The 20,239-nt window shown below is 74.1% G+C and carries 19 protein-coding genes; 15 read left to right on the plus strand and 4 right to left on the minus strand.

Annotation, left to right across the window (positions count from 1 at the left end; all coding sequences use genetic code 11):
- Position 1 precedes the first annotated feature (1 nt).
- From OG403_RS30835 to OG403_RS30845, 3 genes are all read right to left on the minus strand, one after another.
- Positions 2–1,204 carry an MBL fold metallo-hydrolase gene (locus tag OG403_RS30835; RefSeq protein WP_442911015.1) on the minus strand — a complete coding sequence of 401 codons (1,203 nt, stop codon included), beginning with the start codon at positions 1,202–1,204 and terminating at the stop codon, positions 2–4.
- 217 nt (positions 1,205–1,421) lie between these two features.
- Positions 1,422–1,874, minus strand: coding sequence for a MaoC family dehydratase (locus OG403_RS30840; RefSeq protein ID WP_329570198.1), 453 nt, complete (start codon positions 1,872–1,874; stop codon positions 1,422–1,424).
- A gap of 86 nt (positions 1,875–1,960) precedes the next feature.
- Entirely contained in the window at positions 1,961–2,431 is a 471-nt protein-coding gene (locus tag OG403_RS30845) for a pyridoxamine 5'-phosphate oxidase family protein (protein WP_329570199.1), read from the minus strand.
- A 183-nt stretch (positions 2,432–2,614) separates the two neighbouring features.
- Here OG403_RS30845 and OG403_RS30850 point away from each other — a divergent pair, with 183 nt between their 5' ends.
- The 14 genes from OG403_RS30850 to OG403_RS30915 all read left to right on the plus strand — a co-directional run bounded on the left by OG403_RS30850 (position 2,615) and on the right by OG403_RS30915 (position 17,462).
- Positions 2,615–3,496, plus strand: coding sequence for a hypothetical protein (locus OG403_RS30850; protein ID WP_329570200.1), 882 nt, complete (start codon positions 2,615–2,617; stop codon positions 3,494–3,496).
- A gap of 310 nt (positions 3,497–3,806) precedes the next feature.
- Positions 3,807–4,304: a hypothetical protein gene (locus OG403_RS30855; RefSeq protein ID WP_329570201.1), complete on the plus strand. Its 498-nt coding sequence runs from the start codon at positions 3,807–3,809 to the stop codon at positions 4,302–4,304.
- Between the two features lie 5 nt (positions 4,305–4,309).
- Positions 4,310–5,326 (plus strand): hypothetical protein, encoded by a 1,017-nt coding sequence (locus OG403_RS30860; RefSeq protein ID WP_329570202.1) that lies wholly within the window; start codon positions 4,310–4,312, stop codon positions 5,324–5,326.
- Positions 5,327–5,393: 67 nt separating this feature from the next.
- Complete coding sequence (locus OG403_RS30865) at positions 5,394–6,242, plus strand: SAF domain-containing protein (RefSeq protein WP_329570204.1); 849 nt, start codon at positions 5,394–5,396, stop codon at positions 6,240–6,242.
- Entirely contained in the window at positions 6,242–7,627 is a 1,386-nt protein-coding gene (locus OG403_RS30870) for a hypothetical protein (RefSeq protein WP_329570206.1), read from the plus strand. Before OG403_RS30865 ends, OG403_RS30870 begins: the two co-directional genes overlap by 1 nt.
- Before the next feature lie 4 nt (positions 7,628–7,631).
- The gene (locus OG403_RS30875) at positions 7,632–9,428 is read left to right on the plus strand and encodes a CpaF family protein (RefSeq protein WP_329570208.1); all 1,797 of its coding nucleotides are present in this window, start codon (positions 7,632–7,634) and stop codon (positions 9,426–9,428) included.
- Positions 9,428–10,453 carry a type II secretion system F family protein gene (locus OG403_RS30880; RefSeq protein WP_329572652.1) on the plus strand — a complete coding sequence of 342 codons (1,026 nt, stop codon included), beginning with the start codon at positions 9,428–9,430 and terminating at the stop codon, positions 10,451–10,453. The genes OG403_RS30875 and OG403_RS30880 overlap by 1 nt, the downstream gene beginning before the upstream one ends.
- On the plus strand, positions 10,450–11,337 hold the full coding sequence (locus OG403_RS30885; protein ID WP_329570210.1) for a type II secretion system F family protein: 888 nt from the start codon (positions 10,450–10,452) through the stop codon (positions 11,335–11,337). The genes OG403_RS30880 and OG403_RS30885 overlap by 4 nt, the downstream gene beginning before the upstream one ends.
- A 47-nt stretch (positions 11,338–11,384) precedes the next feature.
- Complete coding sequence (locus OG403_RS30890; protein ID WP_329572742.1) at positions 11,385–11,654, plus strand: hypothetical protein; 270 nt, start codon at positions 11,385–11,387, stop codon at positions 11,652–11,654.
- 56 nt (positions 11,655–11,710) lie between these two features.
- Entirely contained in the window at positions 11,711–12,061 is a 351-nt protein-coding gene (locus OG403_RS30895; RefSeq protein WP_329572654.1) for a TadE/TadG family type IV pilus assembly protein, read from the plus strand.
- Positions 12,058–12,522 (plus strand): TadE/TadG family type IV pilus assembly protein, encoded by a 465-nt coding sequence (locus tag OG403_RS30900; protein WP_329570211.1) that lies wholly within the window; start codon positions 12,058–12,060, stop codon positions 12,520–12,522. Before OG403_RS30895 ends, OG403_RS30900 begins: the two co-directional genes overlap by 4 nt.
- A gap of 45 nt (positions 12,523–12,567) precedes the next feature.
- A complete protein-coding gene (locus OG403_RS30905; RefSeq protein ID WP_329570213.1) occupies positions 12,568–13,026 on the plus strand; it encodes a hypothetical protein in 459 nt (152 codons plus the stop codon).
- Positions 13,026–16,886 (plus strand): LysM peptidoglycan-binding domain-containing protein, encoded by a 3,861-nt coding sequence (locus tag OG403_RS30910; RefSeq protein ID WP_329570214.1) that lies wholly within the window; start codon positions 13,026–13,028, stop codon positions 16,884–16,886. The genes OG403_RS30905 and OG403_RS30910 overlap by 1 nt, the downstream gene beginning before the upstream one ends.
- Positions 16,887–17,021: 135 nt before the next feature.
- Positions 17,022–17,462, plus strand: a complete 441-nt coding sequence (locus OG403_RS30915; RefSeq protein ID WP_329570216.1) for a nuclear transport factor 2 family protein — start codon at positions 17,022–17,024, stop codon at positions 17,460–17,462.
- 38 nt (positions 17,463–17,500) lie between these two features.
- Here the strand turns inward: OG403_RS30915 and OG403_RS30920 are convergent, their stop codons facing one another.
- Positions 17,501–19,516: a putative Ig domain-containing protein gene (locus OG403_RS30920; RefSeq protein WP_329570218.1), complete on the minus strand. Its 2,016-nt coding sequence runs from the start codon at positions 19,514–19,516 to the stop codon at positions 17,501–17,503.
- Between the two features lie 203 nt (positions 19,517–19,719).
- On the opposite strand from OG403_RS30920, the gene OG403_RS30925 reads away from it, so the two are divergent.
- Positions 19,720–20,214, plus strand: coding sequence for a GNAT family N-acetyltransferase (locus tag OG403_RS30925; RefSeq protein ID WP_329570220.1), 495 nt, complete (start codon positions 19,720–19,722; stop codon positions 20,212–20,214).
- Positions 20,215–20,239 lie beyond the last annotated feature (25 nt).

Consider the following 20,239-nt stretch of genomic DNA (forward strand, 5'->3'; position numbering starts at 1 on the left):
GTCAGGCCGGCACCTCGTCCTCGTGGGTCGGGACGGGCTCGGCCGCCGGGGTCTGCGCGAGTTCCTCGACCGGCTCGGGCAGGGCCGCCACCGCCCGCCACCACAGGCGCGGGGCCGGCGGCTCGGCGGGCTCGAAGGGCGCGCCGGGCAGCGGCACCGCCACCGTGGCGCCGAGCTCGGCGGCGGCGGCCAGGGTGCGCTCGGCGGGCTCCTCCCAGGGGTGCGGTGCCAGGTTGAAGGTGGCCCAGTGGATCGGCAGCAGCACCCCGCCGCGCACGTCCAGGTGGGCCCGCACCCCCTCCTCGGGGGTCATGTGCACCTCGGGCCAGAACCTGCTGTAGGCGCCGACCTGGGTCATCGTCGCGTCGAACGGGCCGAGCAGCTCGCCGATCCGCTCGAAGCCGGGGAAGTAGCCGGTGTCCCCGCTGTGGAAGACCCGGTGCCCGGGGCCGGCCACCGCCCAGGAGGCCCAGAGCATCATCGGGTCGGTGCGCGGGCCGCGGCTGCAGTAGTGCCGGGCCGGGGTGGCGGTCAGCGTCAGCCCGGCCAGCTCGGCCGACTCCCACCAGTCCAGCTCGGTGATCCGCTCGGCCGGCACGCCCCAGTGCTCCAGGTGCGCGCCCACCCCGAGCGGGGCGGCGAACCGGGCGCCGGAGCCGATCAGTGACCGGATCGTCGTCATGTCCAGGTGGTCGTAGTGGTCGTGGGAGATCACCACCACATCCACCGGGCCCAGGTCGGCCAGCCGGATCGGCACCGGGTGCAGCCGCTTGGGACCGATCCCGGGGAACGGCGAGCAGCGCACCCCCCAGACCGGGTCGAAGAGCACCCGGCGGCCGTCCAGCTCCACCAGCACGGTGGCGTGGCCCAGCCAGGTCAGCCGCAGGCCCGAGGCGGGCGGGGTGGCGAGCTCGGCCGCGTTCAGCCGGTGCACCGGGATCGGGCGGGCGGGCACCCGGCGGGCCTTGTCGGCGGCGAGCTGGGCGCGGGTGATCTCCAGCGGGGAGCGCTCGTAGACCAGCCGCCGGGTCGGCACCGGGTTGCGGAAGGCGCCGTCCGTGAAGTTGGGGCTGCGCAGGATCCGCTCCAGGCGGGCGCCGGCGGGGTAGGCGCCGAAGGCGTCCGTCCGGATCCGTCGCCAGCCGGCGGCCGTCAGACCACGAAGGTCGGTGAGTCGGGACGTGCTGGGGGCGGGGCCGGGCACGGCACCTCCTAGGAGCGGGACGTCAACGGCGCCGCTGTGCCGGCGGCACCACGTCGGGCGGGCACCGGTGTGGCGTGGTGCCCGCCCGATACGATCAACACCTCATCGGGAGACTACCGGGCGCGCGGTGGGCGAGCGCGGTGGATCGCTTGAACGGCCCGCCGTTCGGGGCCGGTCGACAGTACGTCAGGTCGCCCCGGGGCCGGCGGCGGCAGTGTCAGAGGTAGAAGCGGGTGATCGCCTCCGCGACGCAGTGCGGCTTGGCGCTCGCCTCGCTGGCGATGGTGAACCGCACCACGGCCTGCTGCCCGCCGGTCACCTCGGTCACCGAGAGCAGCTCGGCGGTGGCCCGGATCGGCGTGCCGACCGGCAGCGGGGCGGGGAACCGCACCTTGTCCGAGCCGTAGTTGATGGCCATCTTGATCCCCTCCACGCCGTAGCACTCCTTGGCCAGCAGCGGGATCAGCGAGAGGGTCAGGTAGCCGTGCGCGATCGGCCCGCCGAACGGGCCCGTCTTGGCGCGCTCGGGGTCGACGTGGATCCACTGGTGGTCGCCGGTCGCCTCGGCGAACAGGTTGACCTGCTCCTGCGTGACGGTGTGCCAGGCGCTGCGGCCGAGCTCGGTGCCGACCGCCGCGGTCAGCTCGTCGAGGGTGGCGAAGATCGTCATGCTGCGCTCCTGAGGTTGGTCGGGGGCTCGGGCGGGCCGTGGCCCTGGGGCCCGGCCGCCCCCGGGAGCGTAGTCCTACCGGCCGGTCACCCGGCGTCGGGGTGGTGGTGCCCGGGCGGCGCGCTGTGCGCGTAGTGCGGCTGGCCGCCGGGCGGCGACAGGCGGCGACCGGAGACCAGCTCGGCGCTGAGCAGCACGAACATCGGCTCCTGGTCGGTCACCCAGAGTCGCGGGCCGTCGCGCAGCAGCGCGGCCCTGCGCTCGGCGTCGCGGACCAGCTCGACGGGCCCGTGCACCACCACGCTCCAGCCGGTCCGGCCCTGCGCGTCGAGGTGATCGGCCTGGAAGGCGGCCACCGTGCCGTCCAGGGCGCGGGCCAGGCTGCTGACGGGCAGCATCGCGAGCGCCAGCCGGCCGTCGGCGGCCAGCGTGAAGGGGACCGGGAGGACTCTCAGCAGCGCGTGCTCGGTGTACACCACGCGTCCGATGGGCACGGTGCTGAGCAGCCGCAGGCATTCTGCCTCGCTGAGATCCTCGATACGGTCGACCAGGTCCATACACCCGATGGTGCGCCCGTCGCGGGCCGGCCAGTAGGGCCCATGGTCCCGGAGCCGGCAGGAGAGCCCCCCCTGGAGACCAGGGGGCGGCTGGCTGTACCTCGCGGTGGACGGGTGCGGCAGAGTGGCGACCAACGGGGACGAGTACGGCGAAGAGGGGTGCGGGCAGTGACGGGTGTGGGCGTGGGTGTCACAGGGAGGGAAGCGGCCGCGACCGGGCCGGTCGGTGGAGTCGACCTGGTGGTGATCGGTGCGAACGGCGGACCGGAGCGCAGCTACGGCGGTTCCGCCCAGGCCGCGTACGGGGCGCAGGTGCTGGCCCAGGCGCTGCCGCCGGTCTGCTTCGACACCGGCAACCGGGGCTGCCGGGTGACCGTGGTGCCGCCGGAGGCCGATGCGAACGCCATGCTGACCGCGCTGCGCGAGGCGGCCCGGCAGGAGAGCCGCTGGCTGGTGGTCTGCCTGCTCGGGCAGCTGGTCGTCGATCCGCGCGGCCGGCGGCTGGCGTTGGTCACCGGCGGCAGCACCCCGGAGAACGCCTACCGGCGCGGGCTGGCCTGGGACTGGGTGGTGAGCTGCATGGTGCACGGCGCACAGGAGGAGGTCCTGCTGCTGGTCGACGCCGTGGCCGCGCCGGAGACCTGGGCCGCGATCGGGGGCCTGGACGGCGAGCAGGGGGTGGCCGAGCTGCTGGTCCACTCCCGGGTGCCGCTCTGGGGGCGGATCGGGCTCTACCCCGGCGGCAGGCGGGGGCGCTCGGCGGTGCTGCCGGGTGGTGAGGGGTCGTTCAGCTGGGCGCTCGGACGGGTCCTGGAGCGCGGGGTGCCGGCTGCGCCCCCCGCGCTCGCGCCCGCTGAGCTGCAGCCCGCCGTGGCGGCCGAGCTGGCCTGGGGTGAGTTGGCGTCAGGCGTGGAAGCACGGCTGCTCGTCCCTCCTTCGGGTGGCCGGTTGTTGCTGCGGAATCGGGCCGCCGTGCGCGGTGCGCTGGCCGGATTGTCGGTTTCCGAAGAACTGTTGGCTGTTCTGTGGCGAGAAAGTGCCCCAACGGATCCGCCTTCCGCGTAAGGTCAGGGGCCCGAGGTGTTGCCGTATGCGGTTGGGTTGGCGAAGAATCGTGCCCCACACCGCACTTCGGCAACCGGTAGGTGTTTTCTGCCAACTTCGGGGCCGGGTCGGATGGTCGCGACTAGGTGGGGCTATGCGCCGTTGCAAGGCTTTCTTACGCCCACGGGCGGTCGGGGTCGGTGCGTCGGTACTGCTCACGCTTTTCGCGGCGGGCTGTGCGGGGAGTTCACCGGGGGTGGCGCAGCGGCTTTCAACTGCTGCGCCTGGCGGGGCGGATGGGATCAGCGCGGGATTGCTGCCGAGCGCGGGGGTGAGCACCGCTCCGGCCGGGGGTTCCGATGGTTCGGCGGGCACCGCTTCGACGGCGGGTCCGGCGCCCACCACGGGGGCGCCGGGGGCGGTCGGCCGGGTGGTGCTGAGGACCTATCAGGACTGGTGGGCGGCCCAGGTGTCGGCCTACTCGGGAGCTGATCCCAACGGTGCTCAGGTCAGGGCCTATTCCAACGGAACCGCGTTGGGGAACGTCCTGCTGAGTCTCCATTCGCTGCGCGAAGCCAAGTTGGTGATGACCGGCAAGCCGGTGCTTTCCCCGGTGGTGCAGAGCCTCGAGCTGAACGGCTCGTCGCAGAGCGCGGTGATCGAGGACTGCGTGGACGTCTCCGGCTGGCACCAGAGTGATCCGAGTGACGGGTCGCTGAAGGACCCGCCGCAGCGGCTCACCCGATATCCGGCGCAGGCGGTGCTGCGGCTGGACGGCAGTATCTGGATGGTGTTCGAGTTCAATCGCGAGGCAGGCCGGACATGCTGAGCACAATGCGTCGATTCCTTGGTCAACTCCTGTTGCTGACCGGCCTGGTGGCGGCGGTGACGATCCCCGCCCAGGCCGCCACTCCCACGGGGGGGCTCAATCCCTGCGTGGTCCAGGCTATTTGCGTGGTGGTCCAGACACCCGGCAGCTCGGGTTCGCCCGGCGGTACCGGGGGGACCGGCGGCGGCACGGGGGGCGGGTCCGGCGGTGAGCCGAACTGCGGCTCGCACCCGTGCTGGGATCCGGACCTGGGGTGGTTCGACACCGACGACGGCTGCTACTACATGCAGGAGGACCCGCAGCCGCCGGCCAGCGACCCGGACTGGAAGGGGAACTCTCCCAACGACGGTGCGCTCTACCTGCTGACCTGCTACGACCCGAACGACAACGCAACCACTTCCATCCGGTTCCTGAAGAAGCCGCCGAACATCGGCGCACCACCGCCGACCCCCGCGACGGCGGGCGAGATGGCCTTCAAGAAGCTCGTGTTCACGCAGCCGACGGCGCACAGCGCGCCGAAGGGCCAGGCCCTGGTCGGGGTGCCGGTCTGGCTCTGGTACGACGCCCCGGGCGCCCCGTCGGACGAGATCGTCGGGCCGCAGACCGTCAACGTCTCGCTGAACGGCGTGTCGGTGGACGCCACCGCGACCCTCACCGACGTGGTCTGGGACCTCGGCTACCGCGACCCGGCCACCGGTCAGGAGGCGACGGTGGACTGCCAGGGCAAGGGCGCCGGGCAGCCGTACGCGACCGGGCTGGAGCAGAACCCGCCGGCGGACGCGTGCCTCGCCACCTTCAACACCATCTCCTCCGCCTCGCCGGGCGCACCCACACCGTCGGCCGCCGCCTCGCCCGCCGCCTCCGGGGCTCCGGCGGGCGGGCTCGACGTGGTCGTCACCGAGTACTGGACCGTCACCACCCAGGACATGATCAACGGTGGTGAGCCCTGGGGACCGCTCCAGGTCCAGGTCTCCAGCGCGCCGATGGCCCTCCAGGTCAACGGCTTGCAGGTCCTCAACTAGCAGCTCAGCCAGTCCCGTTCACCGTGCCCGCCGGGCCGGCGCAGTTCGTCAGGAAGGCCGAAGTCCGATGGAGAACCGCACCTTCTCGTCGCCGACCCTCGGCGCGCCGGGAGCCGTCGGCCGCGGCCAGGAGCAGGCGGCCGGCACACCCGCCACGGTGCGCGCCGAGGCCCGCTCGGGGCCCGTCGCGCCCTCGCGCTCGCTGCGGGCCCGGCGCCGCCGGCCCGCCGTGATCGCGATGGCGGCCGCGCTGATCGCGGCCGGCGGGCTCGGCGGTGCGGTGCTCTACAACAGCACCGGGCAGCGGATCGCGGTGCTGGCGCTGGCCCGGGACGTGCCGTACGGGCAGCCGCTCACCGCCGACGACCTGGTGGTGGCCCGGATCGCCAGCGACCCCGCGCTCGCGCCGGTGACCGCCGCCGACCTGGACCTGGCGGTGGGGCAGCGGGCCACCACCGACCTGCACCGGGGCGCGCTGCTGCTGGCGGCCGACCTGACCCGGGACCTGGTGGTGCAGCCCGGCATGCAGGAGGTCGGCCTGCCGGTGCGCACGTCCCAACTGCCTGCCGCAGGAGTCCAGGTGGGGCAGCAGATCGAGATCGTGCTGATCGGCGACCAGTCCGGGAGCGGCTCCGGGTCCGGGTCCGCCGGGCCGGTGACGATGGACGCGGTGGTCGCCCAGCTCGGCAAGGCCGACGGCGACGGCAGCCAGGTGATCGACGTCGCGGTGCCGCCCGGCCAGGCGGCGACGCTGGCGGTGTGGGCGGCGGGCGGGCGCTACCAGGTGATCCTGGCGCCGAAGGCCGGGGCGTCGGCCGCGCCCTCGGGCTCCTCGGGCGAGCCGTCGTCCGGCTCGTCGGCGTCGCCCTCGGGGAGCCCGTCGCCGGGTGCTTCGCGCTCCGCGGGGAGCTCCTGATGGCCGTGATCGCGGTGACCGGCGGCCTGGGCGCCCCGGGGGCCACCACCTCGGCGCTGGCCCTGCTGCTCTCCTGGCCGCTGGGGCCCGGACGCAAGGTGCTGCTGGCCGAGTGCGACCCCGACGGCGGCGCCGCGCTGGCCGGCGCCCTGGAGGGGCGGGTCGAGGCGGTCTACGGGCTGCGCAACCTGGCCGTCGCCGACCGGCGCGGGCTGCTGGAGCAGAGCCTCTGGGACCAGCTGATCGACATCTCGCCGGACGGGGAGGGCAACCGCCTGCTGCTGCCGGGGCTGACCGACCCCGCCCAGGCGGCCGGCCTGGCCTACACCTGGGAGCCGCTGGTCGAGGCGCTGCACGCGCTCGACCCGCAGGGGTACGACGTGCTGCTCGACCTCGGCCGCTCGGGCGCGAGCGGGGCCGGCGCGGTGCTGGCCCGGCGGGCGGACGCGGTGGTCGCCACCGTCCGCAGCACGCTGCGCGGCCTCAGCGCGGCCCGCCCGCGACTGGCCGCGCTGCGCGAGGACCTGGAGACCTCGGGTACCGGCGCCGACGCACTGGGGCTGCTGCTGATCGCCGAGGGGCCGTATCCGGCGGCGGACGTCACCCGGCAGCTCGGGCTGCCGGTGCTCGGTGAGCTGCCGTACGCGGTGCGCACCGCCCGGGTGCTCTCGGACGGCGGGGACAGCACCGACCGGCGGTTCATCAGGTCGGAGCTGATGCGCACCGCGCGCACGGCGGCCGACCGGATCCAGGAGCTGGTCGAGCAGCGCCGGGCGCGGCTGAGTCGCCCGACACCGCCGCCGCTGGATTCTGACGTGGCGTCAGACCGGTTCGCCGACCCGTTCGGTGAGCTTGCGGTGGCCGGCGCGGCTGCCTGGGGTGCGCCGGCCGAGCAGCGGCCGGCGAACGCCGGTGCGGCGCCGGCGGGGGCGGACCTCGGGTACGCGTACCAGCAGCCGTACGCGGCGCCGTCCGGGCAGGTCTTCCTGCCGCCGGAGTACCAGCAGCCGTACCAGCAGCCGTACCAGCCCGGCGCGCCCGCGCCCGTACCCCCCGCGCCCGCGCCGGCGGTACCCGCGCCCGCCCCGGCCCCGGCGTGGTCGGCTCCGGTGCCGCCGGCGCCTGCGCAGGCCGGGCACTTGCCAGCAGCGTATGCGCCGACGAGCTACCCCGAGCCGCAGCCCGGCGGGCAGGCGTTCGCCTCGCCGGTGGGGCAGGTGTACGTCCCGTCGGCCGGTCCGGTGCAGGTGGTGCCGGGGCCGGTGCCGCCCGGCCAGGCCTATCCGCCGCTGGCGGGGATAGCGCCGCACCCGGCGGCCCCCGAGCCGTTCCGGGCGCCGGCCGAGGATGCCGAGACCCAAGGGGAGGTGCTCCGTGCGCGGTAGCCCGATGCGTGACCGATCCACTGTGCCGGCCGCTGCGGCGGCCGAGTTCCAGCTGCAGTCGGCGCCGCAGGGCGAGGCGGGCGGTGGTCCGCTCGCACCCGGCGGCGCGGCGCAGCAGGCCCCCGCCCCGAGCTGGGCCCGCCGGCCCGCCGCCCCCGGGCCTGCCCCGGTGGTGCAGGTGGCGCCGGGCGCGGGGGCGGCCACCGCCACCGCCACCGGCGTACCGCTGCGCCTGGCCCCCGGCCCGGTGGCGCCGGGCGTCGGCGGCCTGGGGTCGGCCGCGCCCGGGGGTGGGCAGCCCTGGTCGGCCGTGCCGCCCCCGGTCGCCCCGGCGCCGGTCCCGACCCCCGCGCCCACCGCCACCGCGGCCGGTCTGCCGGCCCTGCCCGTCCCCGAGCAGTGGGGGCCGGGCACCGCGCCCGCCGTGGATCCCCGGGTGGCCCGCGAGCTCAAGCGCCAGGTGGCGGCCGAACTCCACCAGCAGCTCTCCAAGCTGACGGGTGGTCAGGGTTCCAGTGTCGACCGCGCCACCCGTCGCCAGCGCGGCCGGGCGCTGATCGAGGAGGCCGTGGCGCGCTGGTCCGACAGCTACGCGCAGACCCACGGCGTGCCCCCCACCCGGGAGCAGGACCGGGCGCTCGCCGAGGCCGTCTTCGACCTGCTCTTCCGGGCCGGGCGACTGCAGCCCTACCTGGACGACCCGGAGATCGAGAACATCCTGATCAACGGCTGCGACGACGTCTGGGTCTCCCGGGTGCACCAACCGCTGCGCCAGGTACCGCCGGTGGCCGACAGCGACGCCGAACTGGTCGAGCTGCTCCAGGACCTGGCCCGCCAGCACGGCGGCGGCGAGCGCAGCCTGAACACCGCCAACCCCACCCTGGCGCTGCGCCTGGAGGGCGGCATGCGGCTGCAGGCGCTGACCGAGGTGACCCCGCGCCCGTACGTGGCGATCCGCCGGCACCGGGTCGCCTCGGCCACCCTGGCCGACATGGTGAGCCTCGGCACCGTGGACTCGACCATCGCCGCCTTCCTGGCCTCGGCGATCCGGGCCCGGAAGAACGTCATGATCACCGGCACCCAGGGGGTCGGCAAGACCAGCCTGCTGCGCGCGATGGCCGCCGAGATCCCGCCGGACGAGCGGATCGGCACCCTGGAGTCGGAGTTCGAGCTCTGGCTGCACACCCTGGGCCACCTGCGCCAGGTGGTGCCGATGGAGGCCCGCGAGGGCAACGGCGAGCGGGTCGACGGCAAGCTTGCCGGCGAGCTGACGATCGGCGAACTCATCCCGGCCGCACTGCGGATGACGCTCTCCCGGATCATCGTCGGCGAGGTGCGCTCCGGCGAGGTGGTCCCGATGCTGCGGGTGATGACCAACGGCGAGGGCGGGTCGATGTGCACGCTGCACGCCCGCGGCCCGCACATGGTGGTGGACCGGATCGCCGAACTCTGCCTGGAGTACGGCGCGCACATGACCGACAGCCTCGCCTACCGGCTGACCGCCAACGCGCTCGACCTGATCGTGCACGTCTCGATGGTCGACGAGACGGCGGTCGGCGGCCGGCGGCACCGCTTCGTGTCGCACGTGCTGGAGGTGACCGGGCTCGGCGAGCACGGCCGGCCCGCGCTGAACACCGTCTTCGGCCCGCGCCCCGACCTGGGCGAGCCGCGCGCCGTGCCGCACACGCCGCCGAACTGCCTGGACGACCTGCGCCGGGCCGGCTTCGACGCCGGGTTGCTCCAGTCCGCGTACGGGAGTTGGAGCGCGCCGCTGCCGCTGCGGATCGGAGGCCTGCGGTGATGCTGCTCTACGCGCTGTGCGGGGTGCTGCTGATCGGCGGCCTGGTCGCGCTGCTGGCCGGGCTGACCGGCGCGGGTGGCGGCGCCGAGCGGGCCGCGGCCGGACCGCTGGCCACCCGCGCGCACGTCCTCTGGTACGGCGCGCCGGGAGCGCCCGCGGCCGGCATGGTGCGGCTGCGCCGGATCCAGCTCGCGCTCTCCCTCATCGCCGGGCCGCTGACCTGGCTGTTCAGCCGGATCGCGATCACCGTGCTGCTGGTCCCGCTGGTGATCTTCGGCCTGCCCTGGCTCTTCGCGGTCACCCGGTCCGACACCCGGCACATCGTGCGGCTGGAGGCGCTCGCCGACTGGACCCAGCGGCTGTCCGACGTCCTGCTGCTGGGCACCGGGCTGAACCAGGCGCTGATCACCAGCCGCCGCACCGCGCCCGCCGCGCTGCGGGACGAGGTGGAGGACCTGGTCGCCCGGCTGCAGGCCCGGTGGAGTGCCGAGGACGCGCTGCGCGCCTTCGCCGACAGCCTGGCCGACGCCACCGCCGACAAGGTGCTGGCCGCCCTGCTGCTGCGGGCCGGCGACAGCGGCCCCGGGCTGAGCCGGGCGCTGGCCGACATGGCGGACTCGGTGCGCGACGAGGTCCGCCAGCGGCGGGCGATCGAGGCGGACCGGGCCAAGCACCGGACCACCGTCCGCTGGCTGGTCTCGATCATCTTCCTGGTGATCCTGGCCGGTTCGTTCAACGGCCGCTACACCGCGCCGTACAGCACCGTCCAGGGGCAGCTGGTGCTGGCCGGGCTGGCCGGGCTGTTCGTCGCCGTGATCGCCTGGATGCGGTCGCTGGCCGCGCACCGACCGCTGCCGCGCCTGCTGGAGCCGGACCGCCGCAGCCGGGTCGGCGCGCTGCCCGAGCCCGCCGACCCGACCGAGGAGGCGCCCGCCGCCGACCGCCGGCAGTTGGGCGGCCGGCACGCCGCGCCGCCGCAGGCCGCGCCCGGCGCCGAGCCGCCGCTGCTGAAGGAGCCGCGATGATCTCCCCCTGGGCCGTGCTGGCCGGCTGTGTGGCGGCGGCCGGGATCGCCCTGCTGATCGCCGAACTGCGCCCGGCCCCACCGGACCTGGGACAGGCGCTGGAGCGGCTGCACCGCGCGCCGGCCGAGCAGCGGGACGGCACCGAGGCGGCCGACGGGCCCTGGTACGACCGGCTCGGCAACCGCTCGCTCGCGCTGGCCGGCTCCCGGGTGCCGTTGCAGTCACTGGCGCTGATCGGCCGCACGCCGGCCCGGTTCATGGCGCACAAGCTGCTCTTCGCGCTGATCGGCCTGCTGCTGCCCGGCTACCTCTCGGCGATGGCGCAGTTCACCGGTCTCGGGCTGCCGGTGGCGCTGCCCGCGCTGCTCGGGGTGGCGCTCGCGGTCGGCGGCTGGCTGCTGCCCGACGGGATCGTGCAGGGCGAGGCCAAGGAGGCCCGCACCGAGTACCTGCACGGCATCGCCGCCTACCTCGAACTCGTCGCGCTGGAACGGGCGGCCGACCACGGTCCGGCCGAGGCGATGCGGCGGGCGGCGGCGGTCGGGCGGGGCACGGTGTTCCGCCGGCTGCGGGACGCGCTGGAACGGGCCGCCACCGACCGGCTGCCGCCGTGGGACGGCCTGGACGCGCTGGCCGAGGAACTCGGCCTGAGCGCACTGCAGGACGTGGCCGACATCATGCGGCTCTCCGGCACCGACGGCGCCGCCGTGTACGACACCCTGCGGGCTCGCGCCAAGGGCCTGCGCGACGAACTCCTCGCCGCCGAACTGGCCGAGGCAGGTTCCACCAGTGAGCAGATGGTGGCGCCCGGCGCGGCGCTCACCCTGCTGATGACCGTCCTGATCGTCTATCCCGCGCTGTACCAGATGCTCCATGTGTTCTGAATGCCCGTCCGGCCCACCGGACTTCCGTCCCCCGAGGAGATCGAACCATGAAGAACCTGCGCTCCCTGGCACAACTGGTCCTGCTGCCACTGCTGTTGCCCCTGCAACTCGGGGGGATGCTGCTGCGGGTGCACGTCGGCCGGGCCCGGTCGGCCCGGGCCGAGGGCGATCGCGGCGCGCTGAGCATCGAGATGGCGCTGATCGTGATCGTCGTGGTGGCGATCGCCGGCGCGATCCTGGCGGCCGTGACCAGCTTCAGCAACACGGTGAAGAGCACCGTCCCGAGCACGCTGCCGAAGGACATCACGCCCAACTGACCCGGCCGACCGCACGAGGGCGGTGGGACGGGCGTGGCGAGCGGGGGGTCCTCACCCTGAGCTTCGCGCTCGTCTTCCCGCTGATCGTGCTGCTGGTGCTGCTCGTGGTCCAGGTCGCGCTGCTCTGGTACTCGGAGAGCGTGGCCTTGGCCGCGGCGCGCGAGGGCGCCGACGCCGGGCGCGCGTACGGCGGCACGGACCAGGACGCCACCGACCGGGCGAACGGCTTCCTGGCGCCGTTCGACGGGCTGCTCGGGACGCCCGCGGTGGGCGTCCAGCGGCCGGCCGGCACCGAGACGATCGTGGTGGACGTCAAGTTCACGCCGCTGTTCGTGATGCCCTGGCTGGACGGCCTGACGGTCGATCAGCGGGTCCAGGAACCGATCGAACGGTATGTCGGGCCATGAGTGAGCGGGCGGACCGAGTGGCGCCGGTTGGCGCGGACCGCGAGCGGGGCAGCCTGGCGATCGAGGCGGCGATCCTGGTCCCGGCCATCGCGGTGCTCTTCAGCCTGGTGGTGATCATCGGTCAGCTGGAGACGGCGTCCGGCAGCGTGCAGGAGGCCGCCCGGGTCGGCGCGCGCACCGTGACCCTCGACTACACGGCAGCCGAGTCCGATCAGCAACTCGACCAGGCGGCCGACGCGGCGGTCACCCAGTCGCTCGCCGAGAACGGCCTGAGCTGCCACGGGTTGACGGTCCAGGCGACCCGATCATCGCTGCAGACCGGGTTCCTGCCGCTGCGAACGGTACGGGTCGAGGTGAAGTGCACGGTTCAGGTGAATGATCTGTTCGTGACCGGGGTACCGGGCGAGATGGAGTTTGACCGGTCGTTCACCTCGGTCATCGACTACTACCGTCCGCAGTGATCCGATGACGAAGCGGAAGCGCACAACCGGCCCTGGGGAGGGGACGTGAGGGTCCATCGGGGTGGCCGCGACCGCGGCACCATCTCGATCTTCGTGGCGCTCAGCGCCAGCGTGATGATGCTCTTCATGGGCATCGTGCTGGACTGCGGCGGCCGGCTGAACGCCCTGGAGCGGGCCGACGCGCTCGCCGAGGAGGCGGCCCGGGTCGGCGGCCAGCAGATCGACCAGGGCGCGCTGCTCAGCGGCAAGGGGCCGCTGATCGACACGAACGCCGCCCTGCAGGCCGCGAACGCCTACCTGCACGCGACCTACGGGGACGGGCTGACCGCCGACTGGCCGGACCCGGGCAACCCGCCGCCGCCGGACGCCACGAGCGTCACCTTCGTCATCAACACCACGTACCGCACCACGCTGCTCGGGCTCTTCAACACACCCACCCTGCCCGTTCAGGGCATCGGCACCGCCACCCCGGTGACCGGCAACCAGAAAGCGGGAGGCGCCTGATGGCCGCGCCACGAGCCAAGGTCCGAACCCGCCAGGGGAGTTCCTCGACGGCGGGGCGTCCGGAGAGCGGCCGCAGTGCCGCTCGGGCCCGCACGGCGGCGCGGCCGCCGGGGCGCCGGCGCAGTCCGCTGCGCTCGCTCCCCGCCGCCTTCGGCGCGCTGCTGGTGCTGGCCGGACTGCTGGTCGGGGTACCCGTGCTGCTGCTCCACGGCACCCACGCGGTGGCCGCGATGGGCGGGGTGGGGACCACCGGCATCTGGCAGGAGCTCTCCAGGCCGGACAACGGGCAGCTCTTCCTCTGGGCGCTGGTCGGCATCGGCTGGCTCGGCTGGGGCTGCTTCGCGCTCTCCGTGCTGCTGGAGATCCCGGCCCAGTTGCGCGGGCGAGTGGCCCGCCGGCTCCCGGCCTTCGGCTGGAGCCAGCGGATGGCGGCCGGCCTGGTCGGCGCGGTGATCGCGCTGCTGCCGGTGGCCGGCGCCTCCTTCGCCGCCGCCGCTCCGGGGCAGCTGACCGCCGCCACCGCGCCCGCGCAGCTCACGGCCGCGCCGCGGTACGCCGCGCTGGCCGGCGCTCCGGCCACCGCGCCCACCCTCGCGCTGCCGGCCGCCGATCCGCAGCCGCAGCAGCCCGGTTACACCGTGCGGGACAGCCGGCCGGCCGACAGCCTCTGGTCGATCGCCGAGCGTCAACTCGGCTCGGGGGAGCGCTGGCAGGAGATCGCCAAGCTCAACGCGGGGCGGGTGATGGACGGTTCCGGTGAGCGCTTCGACGCGGACCGGCCGATCCAGCCCGGCTGGCAGCTGCTGATGCCGTCGGACGCCAAGCCGGACGGCTCGGGCGCGGTGGGGGCGGCTACGGCGGGGTCGGGTGCGGCGGGGTCGGGATCGGGAGCGGGATCGGCGGGGTCGGGGTCGGGGTCGGCCGGCGCCCCGGCGAGTGGGCAGCAGGGGGCGCACGACGCCACCGCGACGGTCCGGGCGGGTGACACGCTGTCCACCATCGCGCAGCGGGAGCTGGGGAGTTCGGACGACTGGCAGCAGCTGTTCGACGCCAACAAGGGGGTGCGGGCACCGGACGGCGAGACGTTGACCGATCCGAACGTGGTGGTGCCGGGGATGGTGCTGACCATCCCGGGCGCACCGACCGCGCAGCCGCCGGCCCCGGCCCCGGCCCCGGTGCCGCAGCCGGCACCCGCCGCCTCCGCACCGGTTGCCGAACAGCCGTCCGCGCACCCGTCCGCGCACCCCTCCGCCGGGCCCACCGCGCACCCGTCCGGCAGAGCGGCCGCCGACCCCGCCGCCCACCCGAGCAGCGCCGCCGCCGGAGCCCGGGAGCGGGCGGGCGGCGGCGCGCGCGAGAGCGCCCACCTGGCCAAGGCTGGGGCGGAGGAACCGGCCGGCGACTACACCGCCGCGCTCGCCGCCGCCGGGATCGGGGTGCTGCTCTCCGCCGTGCTGATCGGCTCGGTCGCGCACCGGCGCGGCGTGCAGCAGCGGGCCCGCCGCCCCCGGCACCGGATCCCGATGCCCACGCCGCCCGCCGCCGCCTTCGAGGCGGAGCTGCGGGCCCGGCAGGACAGCACCGGACTCGACCTGCTGAACCGCTCGCTGCGCACCTTGGCCCGCAACGTCAGCCGCACCGGCAAGCGCCTGCCCGCCCTCGCGGCCGTGCGGGTCACCACCGGCGGCACCGTCGAGCTGTACCTGGCCGCCGCCGCCGTCCCGATCGCGCCGTTCCGTGCCGCGCACGCGCCCAACGTGTGGTGGTGCTCGGCCGATTCCACCGAGCTGCTCTCGGTCCAGCAGGCCGCCAAGGTCCCCGCCCCCTACCCGGCGCTGGTCACCCTCGGATCGGCCACCGACGGCGCCGCCGTGCTGGCCGACCTGGAGACGGTCCGGCTGCTGCACCTGGCCGGCCATCCGGACGACGCCCGCGCGGTGCTGCGCACCATCGCGCTGGAGCTGGCCCACAGTCCGCTGGCCGACCGGCTCAGCCTGCACCTGGTCGGCTTCCCCGAGGACCTGCCGGTCTCCGACACCGTCGCCGACCGGGTGCACCGCTACCCGTCCCTGGAGACCGCGCTCGCCGCGCTCGAACCCAGGATCGCCAAGGCCCGCGCCTCGCTGGTCGACGTCGGCGCGACGCACCCGCGCGACGCCCGCAGCCAGGGGCACGCCGACGATGCCTGGGTGCCGGAGATCGTGCTCTCCGCGCAGCCGCCCATCGGTGACGTGCCGTCAGAACTCGGTCGGCTGCTCGACGGCAGGCCGCGCACCTGCCTGGCCGTGGTCGCCCGGGCTCCGGAGCGGGGCGCCGGTCCGGTGGCCCGCTGGACGCTGCCGAGCACCGGACCGGCCACCCTGCCCGGCCTGCAGCTCTCCTTCCAGCTGCAGCGACTCTCCGACGAACAGTTCGGACACTGGGGCGAGTTGGTGAGCACCAGCGAGTCCACAGCGCAACACCCGGCGCCGTCCTGGACCTTCGAGGGCGAGGAGCTGGAGCCGGCCGATCTGCCGAAGCCGGTCCCGGTGTTGGCGGGCGTCGGCGCCGGCACCGCCTGCTTCGTCGGTGAGGCACTGCCCGACGGGCCGCCGGAGGACGGCCCGCGCCTGATCGGTCGGCTGATCGGGACGGGCAGCAGTCCGTTCGCGAGCATCAACCCGGCTGCGGCGCCGGTTGGTTCGGCCAGGCACAGCAGCAACGGCCGCGGGCTGCGGGCGATCAGCGGCCAGGGGGTGCCGCCCCGGTCCGTCGTCATGCCGGTCGAGCCGGTCGAACCGGCCGTCGCGGCCGCCGAGCCGCCGGTGGCACCCGACCCGGCGGTTGCCCCGGAGCCGCCGGCCGTTCCGGAGCCCTCGGCGGCCGGCGAACCCCCGGTCACCCCCGAGCCTCCCGCCGCACCCGAGCCCGCACCCGAGCCCGCACCCGAGCCCGCCCCCATCCACGACGCCGCCCCCGCGCCGACCCCCGTGCTGCCCGACCCGCGTGTCCCGTTCCGCCCCGAGCCCGTCCCGGCCACCGCCACGCCGGCCGCCGGCACCCCGTTCCCGGGCCCGGTGACGGCTCGCACCGACGCCGACGACCTGCTCGCGATCCTCCGCTCCCCGGAGGCGCACGCGATCCGCACCACCCCCCGGGTGCGGCTGCTCGGCCCGGTCGACGTGCTCGGCGCCTGCGGCCCGACGGAGTCGGCCACCGTGCCCGGCCTCACCGAACTCGCCGCCTACCTGGCGCTGAACCCCGGCGCCGACCCCGCCGCGGCCGACCGCGCCCTGCATCCGGGCGACCACGCCCGCCCGGACCAGGCGCTGCCCGCCACCTTCGCCGCCCTGGCCGACTGGATCGGGAGCGACCCGGACGGCCGCGCGTTCCTGCGCCAGGAAGGCGCCGACCGCTTCACCTTCGCCCCGACCGTCACCTGCGACTGGGACGAGTTCCGCAGCCTCTACCGCCGCGGCATGCGCAGCACCAGCACCACCGCCGACGCCGCCCTCGCCCACGCCCTGGCCCTGGTCCGGGGCGCCCCGTTCGCCGAGACCCCCGACGGCGGTTACGGCTGGGCCGAGGCGGCCCGGCAGGACATGCTCGCCGCCATCGTCGACACCGCCCACGAACTCGCCGCCCGCCGCCTGCAGTACGGCGACCACCGCAGCGCCGAGGCCGCCGTCTTCCGCGGCCTGGCCGTCGCCCCGGACGTCGAGCTCCTGCACCGGGACCTGTTCTACGCCTACGCCTCGGCCGGCGCCCGCGACCAGCTCCTCAAGGCCGTCAACCGCCTGGACGCGCTGAGCCGCCGCACCGGCCGCAGCCTCGCCCCCGACACCGTCGCCCTGCTGCGCGACCTGCTCGCCAGCCCCTGAGCCGAAGGGCCACCGCCATCACGAATCGTGATCGCAGGGCACCCGGATCACGTCTGGGTCGCGGCCGCTGAACAGGCTTGACTGGTACTCGGGGCGGACGGGCCGCCCCGAGTACCGGAAGGGCGGAACCCCGACATGACCAGCACCGAGTCGACCGTCAGCGGACCCAAGGACGTGGTCCGCCGCTACTTCGCCGCGCTGGCGGCGGGTGACCAGCAGATGGTCCGGGACTCCTGGGCACCGGACGGGAGTTGCTGGTACGGCGGCGAGCTGCCGATCTCCGGGACCTGGCAGGGGCGCGACCAGGTGATCGACGGGTTCCTGGCCACCGCGTTCGCGCACCTCGATCCGGAGCGGGAGATCGGGATCCGGGTCACCAACCTCTTCGGCGAGGGCGAGCAGGTGTTCGTCGAGTGGGACTCCTGGGCGACCGGCCGGACCGGGCGGCCCTACCAGCAGAAGAACAGCGGCGTCTTCGCCGTCCGGGACGGACAGATCGTCAGCATGCGCGAGTACGCCGACACGCAGGGCTGGGAGCGCGCGTTGATCGACAATGCTCCCGCCCCGCTTCGGTAGCGGGACGGGAGCATCGGTCGGTCAGAGTTGACGAGCCGTCAGCTGACGTTGATCGCCGTGTCGTCGAGCACGAACGAGGCGTTGTACTCGCTGCTCTCGGTGCCGGTGAACTTCAGCGTGACGGTCTGCCCGGCGTAGGGCGACAGGTCGAAGGTGTGCTGGGCGTAGCCGGTGGCCGCGTCCAGGTTGGAGTAGGTGTGCAGGGTGCCGAGCACCGTGCCGGAGCTGTTCAGCACCTGGACCTTGAGGGTGTCGTAGGCGGTGGTGGTGCTGGGGTCGGTGGTGTCCACGTGCAGCCAGAAGCTCAGCTGGTAGCTGGAGCAGCCGCTCGGGACACTGACCGTCTGGGCCAGGGTGTCGGTGTGCGTGGTGCCGTAACCGTCCAGCCAGGCATCCCAGTTACCGCTGTGCGGCGGCTCGTCGCTGCTGTCGCTGACCACGCCGGACGAGGTGCTCCACGGCGAGGCGGTGCCGGTCTCGAAGCCGGGGTTGCCGAGCAGCTGTGCGGCGGTGCAGCCGCTGCCGGAACCGGGGTTGACGGTCCAGCTGAAGCTGGTGGAGCCGCTGGCGCCGGTGGTGTCCTTGGCGGTCACCGTCACGGCGGCGGTGCCGGCGGTGGTGGGGGTGCCGGTGATCTGACCGGTGGTGGAGCTGATCGACAGTCCGGCGGGCAGGCCGGTGGCGGCGTAGCTCAGGGTCTGGCCGGAGGCCGAGTCACTGGCGGCGATCTGCAGGCTGGCGGCGGTGCCCACGGTGGCGGTCTGGGTGCCCGGGTTGGTCACCGTCACGGTGTTGCTGCCGGTGACCGGGTTCACGGTCCAGCTGAAGGAGGCCGAACCGGAGGGGCCGGTCGAATCGGTGGCCGTCACGGTGACGCTCGAGGTCCCCGAGGCGGTCGGGGTGCCGGAGATCAGCCCCGTCGAGGAGTTGATCGACAGTCCGGCCGGCAGCCCGGTGGCCGCGTAGGAGAGGGTGCCGCTCGCGGTGTCGGTGGCCGAGACCTGCAGGCTGGCGGCGGAGCCGACGGTGCTGGTCTGGGTGCCCGGGTTGGCCACGGTCACGCCGGCGCTGCTGGTCTGGTTGAAGTCGGCGGTGATCGTCGACTCCAGGCCGCTGACCACGCCGGGGTCGCTGACGATCAGGCCCAGCTCGCGGTTGTCGTTCAGCGAGTTGTCGGAGAAGTTCTCCGAGCCCGCGAACGCCTTGGCGGTGGAGGTGCCGTAGTCGGCCACGATCGCCTTGGCGTGGATGTAGAAGCCGGTCGAGCTGGTGTAGGTGGTCACCTTGCCGCCCGCGGCGGTGATCTGGTTCAGGTCGGAGGTGTAGGTGTTGCTCTCGTTCTCCGCCACCACCCGGACCGTGACGCCGCGCTGCTCGTCCGCGACGATCGCGTTGATCAGGGCGGTGTCGCCGAACTCCTCCTCCTCGATGTCCAGGGAGTGCTGGGCCCCGTTGATCAGGTTCAGCAGCTGGGTCTGCGAGTCGGTCGGCGACCAGACCAGGTCGTCGCCGTCGGAGGGGGTGATCGAGGTCTTCGCGTAGTCGGCGGCGAAGACCTGCTCGATCGCGTTGACGTCGTTCGCGTCGGTGTCGAAGACCCCGTAGTCACGCGAGGTCGCGTAGTACACGGTGTCGAAGTTGCCGGTGCTGATGTAGGACTTGGCGCCGTCGACGGTGATCGTCTTCTGGTGCGTGTAGACGAAGGCCGAGGAGGAGTAGGTGACTCCGACGCCGCCGGCCTGCAGGGCGCTGTAGGCGGCGCTGTTCACCGAGGTCTGCTTGGCGTCCATGATGACGCGGACGGGGATGCCCGCCTTCTCCTTGGCCACCAGGTCGTTGACCAGCGTGGTGTCGCGCAGCTCGTAGATCGTCACATCGATCGACTTCGTCGCGGAGTTGACGAAGTTGTAGATCGCGCTCTCGCCCTGGTCCGGCAGGATCACCAGGGAGTAGGTGCCGGTCGCCGCGTGTGCGGCGGCCACGGGCGCCAGCACACTGGCGGCGGCCGTGGCCCCGGCAGCGAGGCTGATCAAGGCGCGACGGGTGAGTCTCATTCAAGTCTCCGTGGGGGTAGACGGGGAGAGGCGACGCGCGTAGCTCCGACGTGCAACGCGCGTAGCTCCCCAAGTAAGGCACAGCGCCGATGGCCGGTGAAGTCTGCGCACATGACAAGTGGCTTAACAGCAAGGCGACAGTTGACGGTCCGTTCCGATAATCGGAGCATGGTGAAGTACGGCTTGCGGCAGAGGAGTTGAACGTGTGGTTGCGTGATGTCGAACTCGGGGACCTGCCCGCCTACTTGAGGATGCGATGTGACCCGGTGATGATGGCCGAGCTCGGTGGGCCGCTGCCGGCCGACGGCATGGCGGAGAAGGTTCGCCGCGATGTGGCGGGGGTCCTGACGGACGATCACTGGATCAAGATGATCGTGCCGGACGGACCGGAGCCCGGCGCGGTCGCCGGAACCGTCACCCTGTGGACCCACGAGGAGCCCGGTGCTTCGTACTCGGAGATCGGCTGGATGGTACTGCCGGAGTTCCAGGGTCAGGGGCTCGGCAAGCGCGCGGTCCGCGAACTGCTTCGACTGGCCCGCGCGGACGGCCGCTGGGGCGTGGTGCACGCCTTCCCGGCCACCACCAACGCCGCGTCGAACGGGATCTGTCGCTCGCTCGAATTCACCCTCAGGGGTGAGCGGCGCACGGAGTTCGCGGGGTGCTCGCTGCTGACCAACCACTGGACGGTCGAGACCTGAGCCGATCCGGTGGTCGGTCGGCGCA

The sequence above is a fragment of the Kitasatospora sp. NBC_01266 genome (assembly GCF_036242395.1).
Taxonomy (GTDB): domain Bacteria; phylum Actinomycetota; class Actinomycetes; order Streptomycetales; family Streptomycetaceae; genus Kitasatospora.